This is a genomic window from Campylobacter concisus, from assembly GCA_002092835.1.
Lineage (GTDB): Bacteria > Campylobacterota > Campylobacteria > Campylobacterales > Campylobacteraceae > Campylobacter_A > Campylobacter_A concisus_K.
Window position 1 is genome coordinate 1 of sequence record LVWL01000019.1, and the last position, 17,365, is coordinate 17,365.

A 17,365-nucleotide genomic window follows, 5' to 3' on the forward strand; every position below is an offset into this window, starting at 1 on the left:
TTCAGCAAGTTCCATATCATCTTCTATCATTAAAATTCTAGTCATGATCTTTCCTGTTGTAAATTTATTTTTAAGGATTATAGCAGATTAAGATTTTAAAAATTTAAAAGGATTAAGAGCTGAAATTTCAGCTCTTAATCCTTTTAAATTTTTAAAATCTTAATCTGCTATAATCCTTAAAAATAAATTTACAACAGGAAAGATCATGACTAGAATTTTAATGATAGAAGATGATATGGAACTTGCTGAAATTTTAACTGAATATCTAGAAAACTACGATATTGAAGTAGTGACTGCTGAAGAGCCATATATCGGACTATCTACGCTGAATACAAGTAAATTTGACCTAGTTATACTAGATCTTACATTGCCTGGTATGGATGGATTAGAAGTTTGTAAAGAGATCAGGAAAAATCACAATATTCCTATTATCATATCAAGTGCAAGACATGATATAACGGATAAGGTAAATGCTCTTGATAACGGAGCGGATGATTATTTGCCAAAGCCATATGACCCACAAGAGCTTTTGGCTCGTATCAAAAGTCATCTAAGAAGGCAGAGTATCACCCCAGCAAGTGAGGCGAGAAATTTAAATAAAGACCTAGTTTTAAAAGAATTTGAGCGTGAAATTTTATTTAAAGGAAACGTGCTAAATTTAACTGCCGCAGAATACGACATCTTAAAATATCTACTTTTAAAAGAGGGCGGAGCGGTTACTAGAGAGGAACTCATCTACAATTGCGAGAGCATAAATGAAGATAGCTCAAACAAAAGTATTGACGTCATCATCGGCAGGATTCGCCAAAAATTAAATGAAAATCCAAAAGAGCCAAAATACATCCACGCGATCCGCGGTATCGGCTATAAATTGGTTCTTTGATGCCAAGATCGTCTATTTTTATAACCATAACTTTTATCTTTGCTCTTGCGCTCGTTTCGATATTTCTAGCTTTTTTATGGCTCATGGGCTTTGATAAGCAAAACTATACAAGAGAGCTAAATAACAAATACTCAAACGTTGCTAGGACAAATTTGTTTTATATGGGTGGCATCATAAATAAAACTCAGTACGACCGTCAGCTTTCAAATATCGATATGCCAGAGATCAAAGACGAGAAGAAAAAAGATGAAATTTTAAAACAAGCGACCGTTTTAGAAGAAATTTCAAGCGATTTAGGCTCAAGTGCGATCTTGCTTTATGACAAGCACCACTACTTAAGGATTGAGCATTTAGACGAGCTAAAGCTTTTAATGGATAAGGAATTTCAGCCTTACAGATACGAGGTGATAAAGGCTGTTTTTCTAGTGGTTGCGGTCATTTTGCTAGGTGCTTACATTTTTGTCATATATAAGATAAAACCACTTAGAAAGCTAAAGCGTCAGATCGTAAAATTTGCAAATGGTGAGCTTGACGGCGTACAAAATGTTGGCAACGGCAAGGATGAAATTTCTGAAGTTTCAGAGGCATTTTATGAGGCAGTTTGTCAGATCAAGGCGCTTAATGACTCAAGGCATCTTTTCTTAAGAAATATCATGCACGAGCTAAAAACTCCTATCACAAAAGGCCTAATAGCTGCTCAAATGATAGAAAAAAGTAAAAATCAAGAGAGGTTAATCTCTGTCTTTCACAAGCTTGAAAATTTGATAAACGAACTTGCTGCGATAGAGCAAATAACATCAAAAATAGGACTTAGCAATAAAACGCCATGTTTTATGAGGGATCTCATCGATGAGGCCATAGATATAGCCATGGTAGAAAAAGAGTGTGTTGGTGTCAGTGAGCTTGATGAGGTTAGGGTGCTTGTTGATTTCAAGCTATTCTCAGTTGCTATAAAAAATATGATAGACAATGGCATAAAATACTCAACTGATAAGCACGTAAATATCGTTGTTAGCAAGGATCATATGAAATTTATAACTCAAGGCGAGAAGCTAAAAAATGATCTTGACTTTTATATCCAGCCATTTATTAAAGGAGAGGATACGCAAAAGAGTTTTGGCCTAGGTTTATATATAGTTAGCAATATACTTGATGCTCATGGACTCAAATTTAGATACGAATATAAAAACGGAATGAATGTCTTTGTTTTTGAAAATTTACAAGATATAATAGTGACTTAAATAAAACATAATAAACAAAAGAGGGCTAAAAATGGCAGCAAAAATTTTCTCACCAGTTGATATCTTATCAATAATAGATCTTGAAATAGCTTTTATAAATCGTTATAAAAATGTAAAAGATTATGCAAAAAATTTATCTTTGATATATTTTTCTTTGCCAAGTACTAAAGAGTATAGTGAGCTCTTTGAAAAATTTTTAAGACAAACTGACGTCGTTGTAAGAGAGAATGAACATTATGTGGTCGTGCTTCATGGAACAAATGAAAGAGGAGCTAGCGAACTATTATCAGGTATTCAGGAGTTTTTAAACGCTGAGCCAATTGATTTGATTGTAAGCTATCCAAAAGACGGAATAAACGCTAAAGAGCTTACTACTAAGCTTCAAGATGAGATAAAAGATAATTACGGCGTATTGCTTGAAATGCTTTCAAATCAAGAAAAATTTGAAGCTTTTGAAAGCATGATTTAATATAATTTTGTGGAGTTTGTTTGGAGAATTTACTACTATTTTTTGCAGTTTTGCTTATAACCAGTATTCTTCTTAGCAAGATCTCTGATAAATTTGGAATTCCATCTTTAATAATATTTTTAGGCGTTGGTATGCTGGCTGGCTCAGATGGGCTGCTTGGCGTAAATTTTGATGATCAAATGATTGCTCAAAATGTCGGCATGCTAGCACTTATCTTTATACTTTATGCTGGTGGGCTAGATACCGATTTTGCAGCGATTAAACCTATTTTTGCTAGGGGTTTGGCTCTTGCAACACTTGGTGTTTTTTTAACCGCACTAGCTATCGCTCCAGTTGCAAAATATTTGCTTGATTTTACCTGGGTGGAGGCCTTTTTGCTAGGCTCCATCATCTCTTCAACGGACGCAGCAGCGGTATTTGCCATACTAAGAGCTAAGAAAATTTCACTTAAAAATAGCATTGCGCCATTGCTTGAACTTGAATCTGGCTCAAACGATTCAATGGCGATATTTTTAACTATGACGATTATTCAAATGATCTCACTAAATAGTACTCCAAGTGCGTCAGAGTGGGCGATTACACTGGTTAAGCAGTTTGGCATAGGTATCGCTATGGGCTATTTATTTGGCGTTGCTTTGCCGGCCATTTTTAATAGACTTCGCCTAAAAAGCTGGGGCCTTTATCCAGTTTTTTCTATCGCTTGGATATTACTTTTATACACACTTTGTTTTAAGGTTGGTGGCAATGGCTACTTGGCTGTTTATATTGCTGGAATTTTTATAAATAAAAAAGAGTTTTCTCATAAGAAAAATTTAGTCGGTTTTCACGATGGTATCGCTTGGACAATGCAGATAGTTGTCTTTTTGACGCTTGGTCTTTTGGTAAATCCTTCCGAGCTTCCAGCAACAGCACTAATGGCGCTTGTTTTGGCCTTGTGGCTTATGTTTTTTGCAAGGCCACTTGGTGTTTTTGCATCGCTTGCATTTTCAAAATTTAAGATAAATGAGCAAATTTTTATCTCCTGGGTTGGGCTAAGAGGCGTTGTGCCAGTTGTGCTAGCTACCTATGTTTATGTCGATGGCGTACGTGATGCAGATATGATTTTTAACATTATATTTTTTATGGTTTTGATTTCTATTTTGATACAGGGCATGTCGCTTGGCTTTGCAGCTGATAAATTTAAGGTTAAAGAGAGTGAGCAAGAGGATGTTAAGGCAGTAGAAAACTCTCCGATCTTAAGCTACACACTTCGTCAGCATACCATCCACTATGGCTCAAAACTAATTGGCAAAGATTTGGCTCAGCTTGAGCTTCCAACTGAGTTTTTAATAATCCTAATAAAGCGTAAAAACGAGTATCAAAAGCCGACTGGCTCAACAATCTTTGAAGAAAATGACTTGCTACTGATACAATGCGAAAATCAAGTGCTTTATCAAGATACGATTAAGTATTTGACTTATTAAAATTTTTGATAAAACTTGCCACATTTCATTTCTCTTTGTAAATTTTTAAAACTTTACTCGCTTGCCTTAGCAGACTACTAAATTTAACTCTCGCAAGCTTTTTTACTAAATTTAGAGTCGTGATATACTCGCTCGTAAATTTTTAAAATTTTTCTAACATAAACACATACAGTGTGTTAGCATAATTGCATGCTGTCTATAACGTAAGTTAAATTTCTAGCCCAAAATGAGCTAGAAATTTCTTTATTCTAGGGCTTGAGCCAGATCAGCTATCAGATCCTCGGCGTTTTCAAGGCCTATACTAACTCTTATCAGCTCTTTTGTGATGCCAGCTTTGATGAGCTCTTCGCTGCTTAGCTGCTGGTGAGTTGTCGAGGCTGGGTGTGTGATGAGCGACTTTGTATCGCCGATATTTACCACGATCTTAAAGAGTTTTACACGCTCTAGTATCTTTTTTGCACGCTCAAAGCTATCAGTCTCAAAGCAAAATAGCCCATTTGCCATGCCGTCTTTAAAGTATTTTTGTGCCTTTGCATGATCTACGTTGTCGGCAAGTCCTGGGTATGCCACACTTTTTATATGTTTGTGAGAGTTTAGAAATTTAGCCACTTTTAGCGCGTTTTGCGAGTGTCTCTCAACCCTAACAGCAAGCGTTTCAAGCCCTTGTATGAGCTGCCAAGAGTTAAACGGAGAGATCACAGCGCCGATGTCGCGCACGATGGCAAGCCTCATTCTTAGCGTGTAGATATCAAAACGATCCGTCATATCAGCATATACGATGTCGTGATAGCTCGCGTCTGGCACGTTAAAGTGCTCATATCTCTTGTTGCCTTTTAGCTTCTCGTTTAGGTGGTTTGCGCTGACGACTACGCCTGCTAGGCTAAGGCCCTGACCGCTCATATATTTGCTAGCACTATGCACGCAAACATCGACGCCGTGGCGAAGTGGCTGAAAGATGATAGGCGTTGGCACGGTGTTATCAGTGATGCTGATGATGCCATATTTGTTTGCGATTTCTACGATTTTTTCGATATTTGGGATAGAAATTTGCGGATTTGAAAGCGTTTCAAAAAATATAGCCCTAGTTTTTTCGTCTATCAAACTCTCCAGATCATCAGCGCTGTCGCTGTCAAAGACTCTAGCCTCTATGCCAAATCTTTTTAGCGTGTGCGTAAAAAGCACCGTCGTGCCGCCATAAATTTTCTTAGCGATGATGATATTATCGCCTGCTTGGGCTAAATTTATGATGCTGTAAAACAAAGCTGACTGACCGCTTGCAGTCGCTATCGCAGCAGCTCCGCCCTCAAGTGCGGCGACCCTTTTTTCAAAGATATCTGTCGTTGGGTTGCTAAGTCTTGTGTAGATGTAGCCGTTATCTTTTAGATCAAACCTAGCAGCTGCTGTCTCGGCACTTCCAAAGTCATAAGCTGTGCTTTGAAAAATAGGCACAGCCATCGTGCCAAAGCCCTCGTTTGTGTCGTAGCCTACGTGGATCGCAGCGGTTTCTTGCCTCATTTTTGCTCCTTGTTTAAGTAATTTTGGCGTAAATTATACATTAGCAAAGCCAAAATTTAGGGGATAAAATCAAATTTTGATATAATTTGCCAAAAAAAAGGAAAAATTTGAACCAAGTCACGGACAAATTTAAGCGTGTAAAATATCTTCGTGCGCTAGAAAAATTTGCAAAATCAGCGATAAACGGGCTAAAAAGAGATGACTTTGACGAGGCTGAATTTCGCCAAAGAGTGGAGAAAAACGCGAAAGTTATCGAAAAAGTAGAGGCTGTTTATCTTGACCAACCATACTCAAAGGCGCTAGAAAGTTTTATAAATTTGCTTATCAAAAATGCCCCAAAAGAGGAGCTTTTAAAGGCGGCAAATCTACTTGATAAGCTAAAAAATCAAAAGACATATAAAAAAGAAAAACATAAAAATAAATTTAAGGATGAGGATTGAAAGTAGTTATTTTTGATATGGATGGCACGGTGATAGATAGCGGCGAGGCGATATATAAAACGGTAAATGAAGTAAGAGATGAGCTAAATTTGCCGCCACTTGAAAAAGAATTTATCATAAAAGCGATCAACGAACCAGGTAGAAATTTAGCCCTTGAGTTTTACGGCATCGACACGCCATGCAAGAGCTTAAAAGAGGGTTTTGAAGAGAAATTTAAGAAATTTTACGATGAGTGTGCGACTACCTATGAGGGCGTAAAAGAGCTTTTGCAAAAGTGCAGAGATGCTCACTATAAGGTCGTTTTGGCAAGCAACGCACCGCATGATACGCTAGAGAAAATTTTAAAGAAAAATGAAATTTATGAGCTATTTGACGAGGTCATCGGCGCTAGTAAGGAGATACCGCAAAAGCCAGATCCTGCGATGCTTCATCTAGCTGTTAGTAAAACTGGGGCTAGCAAGGCGATCTTTGTAGGAGATAGCCTAAAAGACGAGCTAGCCGCCAAAAATGCAAATATGCCTTACGTGCAAGTTTGCTGGGGATTTGGCGAGGAGAGCAAAACTGCCACGTATAACGCCAAAAATGTTAGCGAGGCTTGGGAGATAATATTAAATTTTTAACTTAGTTTTAATTGGCTATAATCTTAAGAAATTTTCAAAGAAACAGCGATGATAGATATATTTGAGGGCAGTGCGAGGGATAAATTTTATGACATTTTGTTTAACGCAAATGCCGTTTTAGTTAAAAACGAGATAGATAAAATTTTTGAGAAATTTGTGGCTATGAGTGAGCTTTGCGAAAAGCATGGCCTTAGCGAAGACGAGATCAGAAATTTTATAGCCTCAGAGCAAGATAAAGTTTATAACGGAGTAAATGACCTATATATCGAGCTTAGCGGAGAAATTTTAAGCCAAAATGAGTAAGATTTTCGCGCTCATTGCTTTGCTGGTCGCTCTTGTCTTTGCAAAAGAGCCAAATTTTGACCCAAGCTCAGTGCATACATTTGAGCTTAAAAAAGATGAATGGGCGAGGGTCTTTATAACTGAAAAGCGAACCCAAAGGGTGAAACGTTTGACTTTCGCTGGACGCTATTTGATAGTACAAATATCACTGTGCAAAGCTTTTTTAGGCGCTATCCAAGGCAGATGGTCTTTTCGCTAAGACAAGGACAAAACACCTATATGCAGCGAGTTTTGCCTGATTTTACGATGCCGCCAAATGAGAGCGTAAGCCTTTATATATCATTTATTGATTTTAAGGATAAAAAGGCGCATTTTAGGGTGGCTCTGCTAGATGAGAGCAAGCGTGTGGATGTGGGTTTTAGAGATCCAGATGAGGATAAATAGAAGGATAAAAATGGATAAAATCGATGAAATAATGAGTGAATTTATAAGAGAGCTTGGCTACAAAGAGGCGTTTGAGATGTTTTTAAAGATAAGCTCAGGCAAGAGCTGCGCTCAAAACTTTTTTTAAAAATCGCGGGCGAGAGTGAAATTTCTCTTAAACTTTGCGCTATCATCGAACTTATCCACCTTGCAAGCTTACTGCACGACGACGTCATAGATGAAGCAAATATAAGACGCGGCAAGCCAAGCATAAATGCACTTTTTGGTAGTAAAAACTCGGTTATGTTGGGCGACATCCTCTACTCAAAGGCTTATTTTGAGCTTACTAAATTTGATCCAAGCATCGCAGCTATCATATCAGACGCAGTCAGTAAACTAAGCATCGGCGAGATGATGGATGTGAAAATGGCTGAAAATTTTAATGAAAACGAGCAAGAATATTTAAAAATGATCTACTATAAAACAGCTGTTTGATAGAAGCCACGGCTATTTGCGGAGCAAAGCTAGCTGGCAAAGATAGCGAGAAATTTGGAATTTATGGCAAAAATTTAGGCCTTGCGTTTCAGATCGTTGATGACATATTAGACATAATTCAAGATGAGAAAACGCTTGGCAAGCCAGCACTCAATGACTTTGTCGAAGGCAAAACGACACTTCCTTACATTTATCTTTATAAGAGCTTAGACGAAGCTGGTAAGATAAAGCTTAAATCGCTTTGGTCAAAGAAACTAAACGCGGGCGAAATTTCATGGCTAAAAGAGGAATTTGTTAAGACAAATTCGCTTCAAAAAGCAGTAAATGAAGCAAAAAGGCTTGGAAATGAAGCGATAGAATCGATAAAAGAGTATAAAAACGCCGAGCTTGAAGGGATCATAAAAAGCATGATAGATAGGGAATTTTAATGCACTATTTAGATATAAGTTTTACATATAAAAATACTGATATTTCAGTTAGAGAAAAGCTTGCATTTGATAGCGATGAGAAAAAAGAGCAAATTTTAAAACTACTAAGATCAAACAAAAGTATAAACGAATGTATGGTTTTAAACACATGCAACCGCGTCGAGATAATTGCAAGCGTTAGTGATCTAGAAAGTGCAACGACGCATGCGTTTAGATGCATGTCTGTATTTTCAGGTGTTTTTGAAGATGAGCTTTATGAGAGGGCTGATATTTATGAAGATAGCGGAGCAGTGCACCACCTCTTTGCAGTGGCAAGCTCGCTTGATAGCCTAGTCGTCGGCGAAACTCAGATCGTTGGCCAGCTAAAAAATGCCTTTAAATTTGCTTACGATAGCTCAGCTTGCGGCGAACAAATCAGTAAAATCATCCATTATGCATGTAAATGTGCTGCTAAAGTTAGAAATGAAACTCAAATTTCTAAAAACCCGATCTCTGTTTCAAGTGTAGCCGTGGCAAAGGCAAAAGAAATTTTTGGTACGCTTGAAGGAAAAACTGCTATCGTCGTAGGAGCTGGCGAGATGGGCGAGCTAGCAGCGAAACACCTAATCTCAAGTGGCGCAGAGGTAATCATTATAAACAGAAGCTCTGAGCGTGTTGAGCAGCTAGTTGATAGTCTAGGAGATAACGCTAGCTGGGATAGCATTTTAAAATTAAAAGAGTATGTAAATAATTACGATCTAATATTTTCAAGCACCGCAGCTCCGCACGCTATCATCACAAACGCCATAATCGAACCAAGAGAATTTCACAGATACTTTTTTGATATTGCCGTACCAAGGGATATTGATCTTATAAATACAGAATTTATTAGCGTCTATACGGTCGATAGTTTAGAGGAGATAGTAAGGAAAAATTTGGCCCTAAGAGAGGAGCAAGCACAAAAGGCTTATTCGATCGTAGGTCAAGGCACAAGCGAATTTTTAAAAATTTTAAAAGAAGATATGAGCGTGCCACTCATAAAATCTATCCGCAAACAAGCTGAAATTTGCGCTAAAAACGAGCTAGAAAAAGCGATAAAAAAAGGATATTTAAAGCATAGTGATTATGAGGAGGCACAAAAGCTCATTCATCAAGTTTTTAAAGCATTTTTGCACCAGCCAACAATGAAGCTAAAAAGCCTTGCGGACGAGGAGAGATCTAGCGAGCTTTCAAATGGAGTTAGATTTTTATTTGATATAAAAGAAGAGCAAAATTTTCAAGTGGGAGATATAGATGAGATTTAGTAAATTTTATGCACCAACGACCAAAGAAGCGCCAAAAGACGCATCTTTGCCAAGTCATAAATTTTTAATAAGAGGTGGATTTGTCGAGCAAATAGGCTCTGGTCTTTATAACTATCTACCGCTTGGAAAGATCATGCATGAGAAAATTTCTCGTATCGCGCGAGAGGAGATGGATGAGGCTGGTGCGCTAGAGGTGAGCTTTAGCGTGGTTACTTCAGGCGAGCTTTGGAAGCAAAGTGGTCGCTACAACGTCTTTGGCAAGGAGCTTTTGCGCTTTAAAGATAGAAAAGAAAATGATTTTGTTATAAGTCCTACAAACGAAGAGGCAGCCGTTGCTTTGGTACGCGGCAAGGTGACTAGCTACAAGCAGCTACCACTAAATTTATACCAGATAAATACTAAATTTCGTGACGAAGCAAGGCCACGCTTTGGCTTGCTAAGAGGACGAGAATTTACGATGAAAGATGCTTATAGCTTTCACTCAAGCAAAGAGGATCTAAAGCGTGAGTTTGACCTTATGGAGGCAACTTATAGTAAAATTTTCACTCGTTTAGGGCTAAATTTTAGAGCTGTTGAGGCTGATAGCGGAGCCATTGGTGGTAGCGGTAGTAAAGAATTTATGGTGCTTGCAAGTAATGGCGAAGATGATATCCTTTGCTGTGAGGCTTGTAAATACGCTGCAAACATAGAGGCTGCTAGAAGAAAAGCTAGAACGACAGATGCTGAAGCGCCAGAGGCTGACGCGGCTAAATTTAAAACGCTAGATACAAAGACTATAAAAGGTGTGGCTGAGTTTTTTAAAGTTAGCGAGTTTTACTGCATAAAAGCTGTTATTAAAAAAGCTATTTATGAAGACAAAGAAGAAGTTGTGGTCTTTTTTGTAAGGGGTGATGACGAGCTTCAAGAGACAAAGGCACAAAATGCTTGTAATGCGCTCGAACTTGTCGATGCTAGCGAAGAAGAGATTATAAAAGCTGGGCTTGTGGCTGGATTTTGCGGGCCAGTTGGGCTAAAGGATGTAAAATTTTACATAGACAACGAGCTAAAAGGCGCAAATAATATGATATGTGGTGCCAACGAAAAGGACTACCACTTTGTTGGCGTTAGCGTTAGCGGATTTAACGAAGAGAGATTTAAAGACCTTATAAAGGTAAAAGAGGGCGATAAATGCCCAGAGTGTGGTGGAAATTTAAAACTTAGCAAGGGTATAGAAGTCGGTCATATCTTTCAGCTGGGCGATAAATATTCAGCTACGATGAATGCGACATATCTTGATGAAAACGGCAAGGCAAAGCCATTTTTGATGGGCTGCTATGGCATCGGTATCAGTAGGCTGATCGCTGTGATGATAGAGGCTAGCCACGATGAGAAGGGCTGCGTTTGGAAAAAAGAGTGCGCACCGTTTGACGTGGAGATCATCATCTCAAATTTAAAAGATGAAGAGGGCGTAAAATTTGCATTTGAGCTTTATGAGAGTCTCAAAAAAGCTGGCGTTAGCGTCATCATCGATGATAGAAACGAGAGATTTGGCGTTAAGATAAATGATTTTGAACTCATCGGCTTCCCTTTTGCGCTACTTGTAGGTAAAGAATTTGCAAATGGTAAGGTTGAGTTCATAACAAGAGATGGTTTAAGCAAAGAAACGATTGGTGCAAACGAAGCCTTTAAAAAGATAAAAGAAAGCTTATGAGATTTTTTGCATTTTTGTTTTTTTTGATAGAAGCGGTCTTTATCTATCTTTTTGTTGATAAATTTGGCTTTTTAAACTACTTTCTTGAGGTTCTAGTCTCTGGATTTGTGGGTATCGCACTTCTTTTAAATGCTGGATTTTCTAGCTTAAATTCACCTCAAGTGGCGTTTAAAAGCTTTTTTGGTGGAAATTTATTTAGCCAGTTAGGGCTTAGCTTTGGCGGAATGCTTTTATTTTTGCCAGGAATTTTAACAGATGTTTTTGGTCTTGCTGTGGTCGTTTTTTCTTTGATATTTAAGAAAAATGTGGCAAAAAACGAGAGTTATCAGGAGTTTAAATTTCAAAATTTTAGCGAGCGTGCCCCAAGAGAAAATGAGGGCGAGATCATAGACGTTGAGGTCGTTGAAGAGCCAAAAAGAGTAAATTAGGAGTGATGATGAAAGAGATAAAAATAGCAACTAGAAAGAGTATCTTAGCACTTTGGCAAAGCGAGCATATCAAGGCTAGGATCGAGGCACAGCACAAGGGCATGAAGGTCGTGCTAGAGGGCATGAAGACAAAGGGTGACGTGATCCTTGACACGCCGCTTGCGAAGATCGGCGGTAAGGGGCTTTTTACAAAAGAGCTTGAAGATAGCATGCTAAAAGGCGAGACTGACATCGCAGTACATAGCCTAAAAGACGTGCCTGTCGTATTTCCAGAAGGGCTTAAACTTGCAGCCATCTGCTCACGTGAGGACACGAGAGATGCTATGATAAGTGAGAAATTTGCTAAATTTAGCGACCTACCGCACGGCGCAAAAGTTGGCACAACGAGCCTACGCCGAAAGATGCAGCTACTTATCATGAGGCCTGATCTTGAGATCATCTCGCTTCGTGGAAACGTACAAACTAGACTTAGAAAGCTAAAAGAGGGCGAATTTGACGCGATTATTTTGGCGATGGCTGGCATAAACCGCCTAAATATCAAGGCTGAAGTGGCACATATCTACACATTTGGCTTTGACGAGATGATACCTGCGATGGGGCAGGGTGCTCTTGGGGTAGAAGCCAGAGATGAGAAGCAAATTTTAGATGAGATCTCTTTTTTAAATGATGAAAATGCAGTCATAGAAACGACCATAGAGCGTGATTTTGTAAGCGTTTTAGAGGGCGGCTGCCAAGTGCCAATAGGCATAAGCGCAAGGCTAAAAGGCGATGAAATTTCTATCGATGCGATCGTTGGCCTGCCTGATGGAAGCGAGTTTATAAAAGATAGCTTAAAGACTAGCAAGGATAAATTTCAAAGCGTTGGCAAGGAGCTAGCGCATAAATTTATAGAAAAAGGGGCGAGAGAGCTTTTAAAACGCGCTGAAGAGATGGCGTAAGCGTGTTTGAGCTAAAATTTAAAGCAAAAGCCATAAGCGCCACCAAAAATAGCAAAGACAACTACTATATGATCGGTCTTGCAGACGACAAATATGACTACAAAAACTATATAATCTTTCAAAGACCGATCAAACTAAAAAAGTGCGATGACGAAAACGCCGAGATAAACGGCCTATACGCCGAGTGTAACGGCGACGTTTGCTACAACGCTTGCAAAAGGGTGAAGATCACTGATAAGAGCATCATTTTTGAGGTGTAAGATAGTCTCATTTGCGTAGATACCGAGGATGTAAAGATTAATGAGTGCTTTATGAAATATAGCAAAGAGATATTTGGCAAACTGCTAAAATGTAACATATCGGAGTAATTAAAAAATTTACTGCCGTTTTCAAAACCACGATGCTATCTAGTGTTTAACCTAACAAAAAATTTGTAATGAAGTACCTTTGAAAAAGATGTAAGTATATCGGCTATGTATGGGCGTACGTTGAGCGTAAGTTTGCGGACATTACGACAATAGAGTACAAATTTAGTGCTTGCGTCTATTTAAACGGCGAGGCAACATCGTAAAGACTGCGTCCAAAACAGCGATCGATACTCTGATAGCTATCGGTGCGTGCGGTAAATAATAGCCATCCGCTTTGCTTCGCCTTTTTCAGCTATTTTTGGCTAAAATCGCCCAAAAATCAAAAAGGCGAAATATGGACTACATCAAGCTTTTAAAAGAAAATAATCTGCTTCGTATTATCGACGAGCCAACAGATATTGATCTTGAGATCGCGCATGCAAGCTATATCGAGGTCAAGCGTGAGGGCTCGCAAGCGCTACTTTTTACAAACCCAGTCTGTAAAAAAACTAGGCGTAAATTTGCCCCAGTGCTTACAAATATCTATGGCTCAAAACGCACACTTGAGCTGATATTTGGGCTAAAGCCTGATGAGATAGCAGAAGAGATAGAAAAGCTTTTAAAGCCTAAAAAACCTGAAAATTTTAAAGAAAAGCTTGATTTTTTAGCCTATCTTTTTAGCATGAGAAAAATTTTTACTAAGAGATTAAAAGGTGAGGGTGAGTGCCAGCAGGTGAAATTTATAGGTGAGGATGCTGATTTGCTATCGCTTCCAGCACTAAAGACATGGCCACATGATGGTGGCGCTTTTATTACGATGGGGCAGGTTTATACGCAAAGCTTGGATGGAAATTTGCAAAATTTAGGCATGTACCGCCTACAAATTTATGACAAAAACCACCTTGGCATGCATTGGCAGATCCACAAAGACGGCGCAAATTTCTTTCACGAATACAAGCGTGCAGGTAAAAAAATGCCAGTCTCTGTAGCCATTGGCGGCGATCCACTCTACATCTGGTGTGGTCAAGCACCGCTTCCAAAGGGAATTTTTGAACTTTTGCTTTATGGTTTTATTCGCAAAGAGCCAGCAAAGCTTGTAAAGTCGCTAACTAATGAAATTTATGTCCCGTACGATGCCGACTATGTGATCGAGGGCTTTGTGGATACGACTAAGTGTGAGCTTGAAGGTCCATTTGGCGATCATACCGGCTTTTATACGCCTATCGAGCCTTTTCCGGTGATGGACGTAACGGTGATAACTAGTAAGCGTGAGCCGATATTTCACGCGACTGTGGTTGGAAAGCCGCCACTTGAGGATAAATATATGGGCTGGGCGACTGAGCGAGTTTTTTTGCCGCTTTTGCGAACGACCGTGCCCGAGCTTTTAGACTACAATATGCCTGAAAATGGCGTTTTTCACAACCTAATCTTAGCCAAGATAAATACGCTCTATCCAGCTCATGCAAAGCAGGCTATGCACGCATTTTGGGGCGTTGGACAGATGAGTTTTGTAAAACATGCCATTTTTGTTGGAGCCGATGCGCCTGAACTTAAAGATTATGATGAAATTACTAGCTTTGTTTTAAATCGTTTTGGTAGTCAGAGTGTGCTAATAAGCCAAGGTGTGTGCGATCAGCTTGATCATGCTAGTCCAAATTCGTGTTTTGGTGGCAAACTCGGCGTAGATGCGACGCAAGACTTTTGTAAATTTAGCCCTGTGGTTTTAAGCGACAGCGAGCTTTTGGCTAAATTTCAAAGCGTTACGCCAAATGTAAAAGAGCTTAAGCAGTTTAAAATGGTTACCAAAACACCTATTTGTGTGGTGAAATTTGAAAAAGATTGTGTGGTAAAAGAGCTTTTTGACAAGCTTTTGACATTTAGAGAATTTTTCAAACTCCTTATCGTTGTGGATATGCAAAATCACCTTGAAAACCCATATATGCTACTTTGGCGTGTGACAAATAATATCGATGCTTTACGTGATATTTTCATAGATGGTGAAAATTTCTGCGTAGATGCCACTAGCAAAGATGAGCGCGAAGGATATACTAGAGGCTGGCCGCTACAAACGGATTGTGACTGCGAAGTAGTTGCTGATCTAGTTAAGCGCAGCATAGTAAAAGACGAGCCAGAGTTATTTAAAAAATTTGAAATATTTGGCTAGCTTTGAGGGGCTTAAGTAAATTTATAAATTTTGCTTTTTGCTGCGGATTTGAAATTTTTAATAAGACTTACTTAATCAAATGCTAGTGTTTTTTATGCTGATTAAAAAATAGCTTTTAGACTAGGTCTAAAAGCTTAATTTGTTTTTAACTCTCTTTTAAGAGTTTGCTTGCGAGCATATCGGCTTTTGCTTTGTCGGTGTCTTTTTTTACGGATTTATAAATTTTAGATATATAATTTTCCAAAACTTCGTGACAAGATATTACTTTTTCATTTTCACTTCTTGCTACTTTTACGTATTCACCGCTATTTTGTAGCTCAAAAGCTAGATCGTTGTCGCTTAGCTGAAGCTCTAAAATTTCAAGTAGTCTCTCTTGAAGTCTTGGCTCAAAAATAGGCGTCATAAGCTCCAAGCGACGCTCTAGGTTTCGCGGCATCCAGTCAGCACTTGAGATATAAATTTTTGGCTGAGCATGTTTAAAATATAAAATTCTAGCGTGCTCTAAGTATTTACCGATGATCGAGCGAACTTTTATATTTTCGCTTTTACCTTTTATGCCAGGCCTTAGTCCGCACACACCACGAACTATAAGATCGATCTTTACACCTGCGTTTGATGCGCGGCTAAGCTCATTTATCACATCTTCGTCGATTAGTGCGTTCATTTTGGCAATGATCCTGCCCTCGCTGCCTTTGCTAGCTTCCACTCTTATCTTTTCGATGATACGCTCTTTTATCTGAAAAGGCGACATGCTAAGAGCGTTTAGACGGCGATTTTTATTATATCCTGAGAGGATGTGAAAAAACGAAGTCGTATCCTGGCTAAACTCTTCTTTGCTTGTAAACAGGCTGATATCAGTGTAAATTTTTGCTGAGCTGCGTTGTAGTTGCCTGTGCCAAAGTGCATATAAAATTTAAGCTTATCGCCGATTTGGCGGATGACCTGGCTAACTTTTGCATGCACCTTAAAGCCTGTGATGCCATATATCACGTGTGCGCCGGCGTCTTCAAGTGCCTTTGCCCAGTGCAAGTTATTTTCCTCGTCAAACCTTGCCTTTAGCTCAACCATCACGGTTACTTGCTTGCCGTCACTTGCGGCGTCTATTAGGCTTTGAATTATTGGTGAGCTCTTATCGACTCTATAAAGTGTCATTCTAATGGATATGACTTTTGGATCTTTGCTGGCTTCTTTTATAAAGCTTACAACTGGATCAAAGCTCTCAAATGGATGCACTAAGAGTACATCTTCTTTATCTATGGCGTCAAACACAGATATGCCATTGCCAAATGGTGGTAGCGTTTTTGGAACGTAAGGCGCATTTGCCAGATGGGTAAAATTTTTACTTCCAGCTATCTCCCAAAGCGAGCTAAGAGTGAGCGGAATGCTTGAAAAATAGACATCTTTATGAAAAATTTTCATATGAAAATTTAAGAAGTCCAAGATATCGGTGTCTACGTTTTTATCGATTTGCATACGAACAAAAGCTCCTTTTCTACGAAGCTTTAGCCCTTGCTCAAGTATCATCATAAAATCATCTGCTTCTTCTTCTTCGATGACGATATCAGCGTTTCTTGTCACTCTAAAAGCAGCCGAGCTAAGTAGCTTATACCCTGGGAAAATTTCTTCTGCGTGGCGATGCACGATCGTTTCAATCGGCACAAAAACATTGCTACTTGGCTGTGTAAAACGTGGCAAGACTCTTGAAATTCTTATCATGCCGTATTTTAAAATTTCTGGATGCTCGATGTCAGCAAGCTTAACTGCAAGCGAGAAGCTAAGGTTGTTTAGGTGCGGAAATGGATGAGTCGCATCGACAGCGATGGGAACGATGACTGGCAAGATATTTGAGAAAAAGTATTCGTCACACTTTTGTTTCAAGCTATCATCAAGCTCGTCATAATTTTTTATAAAAAGCCCCTCTTTACTAAGAGCATTTACTGTTTTTTTATAGTGATCTTCTACTAAATTCTGCTCATTTTGTAGATATTTTCTAATCTCTCTTAGCTGATCAAGTGGCTCATACCATCGCCACTGCTTGTAGTAGCTCCAGCTGCAAAAAGCTGCTTTAAGCCAGCAACTCTGATCATATAAAACTCGTCTAGATTTGTCATATAAATGGCTATAAATTTTAGCTTTTCAAGTAAAGGAATTTCCTTTTCACACTGAGCGAGCACCCTTGAATTAAAGCGTAGCCAGCTTAATTCTCGGTTTATAAAAAGAGTTTCATTTTCGCTCATCATCTTCTCCTTGTGTGTT

General features: G+C 38.9%; 13 protein-coding genes and 4 pseudogenes. 15 read left to right on the plus strand and 2 right to left on the minus strand.

Going from position 1 to position 17,365, the window contains the following annotated elements:
• The first annotated feature begins 205 nt into the window (after positions 1–205).
• Genes A3835_04345 through A3835_04360 form a run of 4 tightly spaced genes read left to right on the plus strand, consistent with a single transcriptional unit; the run spans position 206 to position 4,056 of the window.
• Positions 206–883: a DNA-binding response regulator gene (locus A3835_04345; GenBank protein ID ORI07742.1), complete on the plus strand. Its 678-nt coding sequence runs from the start codon at positions 206–208 to the stop codon at positions 881–883.
• A complete protein-coding gene (locus A3835_04350; GenBank protein ORI07743.1) occupies positions 883–2,124 on the plus strand; it encodes a two-component sensor histidine kinase in 1,242 nt (413 codons plus the stop codon). The genes A3835_04345 and A3835_04350 overlap by 1 nt, the downstream gene beginning before the upstream one ends.
• Positions 2,125–2,155: 31 nt before the next feature.
• Positions 2,156–2,593, plus strand: coding sequence for a pyridoxal-5'-phosphate-dependent protein (locus tag A3835_04355; protein ID ORI07744.1), 438 nt, complete (start codon positions 2,156–2,158; stop codon positions 2,591–2,593).
• Positions 2,594–2,613: 20 nt separating this feature from the next.
• The gene (locus tag A3835_04360; protein ORI07745.1) at positions 2,614–4,056 is read left to right on the plus strand and encodes a K+/H+ antiporter; all 1,443 of its coding nucleotides are present in this window, start codon (positions 2,614–2,616) and stop codon (positions 4,054–4,056) included.
• 243 nt (positions 4,057–4,299) lie between these two features.
• Here the strand turns inward: A3835_04360 and A3835_04365 are convergent, their stop codons facing one another.
• Positions 4,300–5,571: an O-acetylhomoserine aminocarboxypropyltransferase gene (locus A3835_04365; GenBank protein ORI07746.1), complete on the minus strand. Its 1,272-nt coding sequence runs from the start codon at positions 5,569–5,571 to the stop codon at positions 4,300–4,302.
• Positions 5,572–5,678: 107 nt separating this feature from the next.
• Here A3835_04365 and A3835_04370 point away from each other — a divergent pair, with 107 nt between their 5' ends.
• The 11 genes and pseudogenes from A3835_04370 (at position 5,679) to A3835_04420 (ending at position 15,109) form a co-directional block, all read left to right on the plus strand.
• Entirely contained in the window at positions 5,679–6,011 is a 333-nt protein-coding gene (locus tag A3835_04370; GenBank protein ID ORI07747.1) for a hypothetical protein, read from the plus strand.
• Positions 6,008–6,631, plus strand: a complete 624-nt coding sequence (locus A3835_04375) for a haloacid dehalogenase (protein ORI07748.1) — start codon at positions 6,008–6,010, stop codon at positions 6,629–6,631. The genes A3835_04370 and A3835_04375 overlap by 4 nt, the downstream gene beginning before the upstream one ends.
• Positions 6,632–6,679: 48 nt before the next feature.
• Positions 6,680–6,934, plus strand: coding sequence for a hypothetical protein (locus tag A3835_04380; protein ORI07749.1), 255 nt, complete (start codon positions 6,680–6,682; stop codon positions 6,932–6,934).
• Positions 6,927–7,357, plus strand: a pseudogene (locus tag A3835_04385) (hypothetical protein). The gene A3835_04380 and the pseudogene A3835_04385 overlap by 8 nt, the downstream one beginning before the upstream one ends.
• Before the next feature lie 10 nt (positions 7,358–7,367).
• Positions 7,368–8,259 (plus strand): annotated as a pseudogene (locus A3835_04390) (octaprenyl-diphosphate synthase).
• On the plus strand, positions 8,259–9,542 hold the full coding sequence (locus A3835_04395) for a glutamyl-tRNA reductase (GenBank protein ID ORI07750.1): 1,284 nt from the start codon (positions 8,259–8,261) through the stop codon (positions 9,540–9,542). Before A3835_04390 ends, A3835_04395 begins: the two are co-directional and overlap by 1 nt.
• On the plus strand, positions 9,532–11,232 hold the full coding sequence (locus A3835_04400) for a proline--tRNA ligase (protein ORI07751.1): 1,701 nt from the start codon (positions 9,532–9,534) through the stop codon (positions 11,230–11,232). The genes A3835_04395 and A3835_04400 overlap by 11 nt, the downstream gene beginning before the upstream one ends.
• Positions 11,229–11,660: a hypothetical protein gene (locus A3835_04405; GenBank protein ID ORI07752.1), complete on the plus strand. Its 432-nt coding sequence runs from the start codon at positions 11,229–11,231 to the stop codon at positions 11,658–11,660. The genes A3835_04400 and A3835_04405 overlap by 4 nt, the downstream gene beginning before the upstream one ends.
• 8 nt (positions 11,661–11,668) lie before the next feature.
• Positions 11,669–12,598: a hydroxymethylbilane synthase gene (hemC, locus tag A3835_04410; protein ID ORI07753.1), complete on the plus strand. Its 930-nt coding sequence runs from the start codon at positions 11,669–11,671 to the stop codon at positions 12,596–12,598.
• Positions 12,599–12,600: 2 nt separating this feature from the next.
• A pseudogene (locus A3835_04415) lies at positions 12,601–12,966 on the plus strand (hypothetical protein).
• 334 nt (positions 12,967–13,300) lie between these two features.
• Positions 13,301–15,109 (plus strand): menaquinone biosynthesis decarboxylase, encoded by a 1,809-nt coding sequence (locus A3835_04420; protein ORI07754.1) that lies wholly within the window; start codon positions 13,301–13,303, stop codon positions 15,107–15,109.
• 145 nt (positions 15,110–15,254) lie between these two features.
• Here the strand turns inward: A3835_04420 and A3835_04425 are convergent.
• A pseudogene (locus A3835_04425) lies at positions 15,255–17,346 on the minus strand (RNA degradosome polyphosphate kinase).
• Positions 17,347–17,365 lie beyond the last annotated feature (19 nt).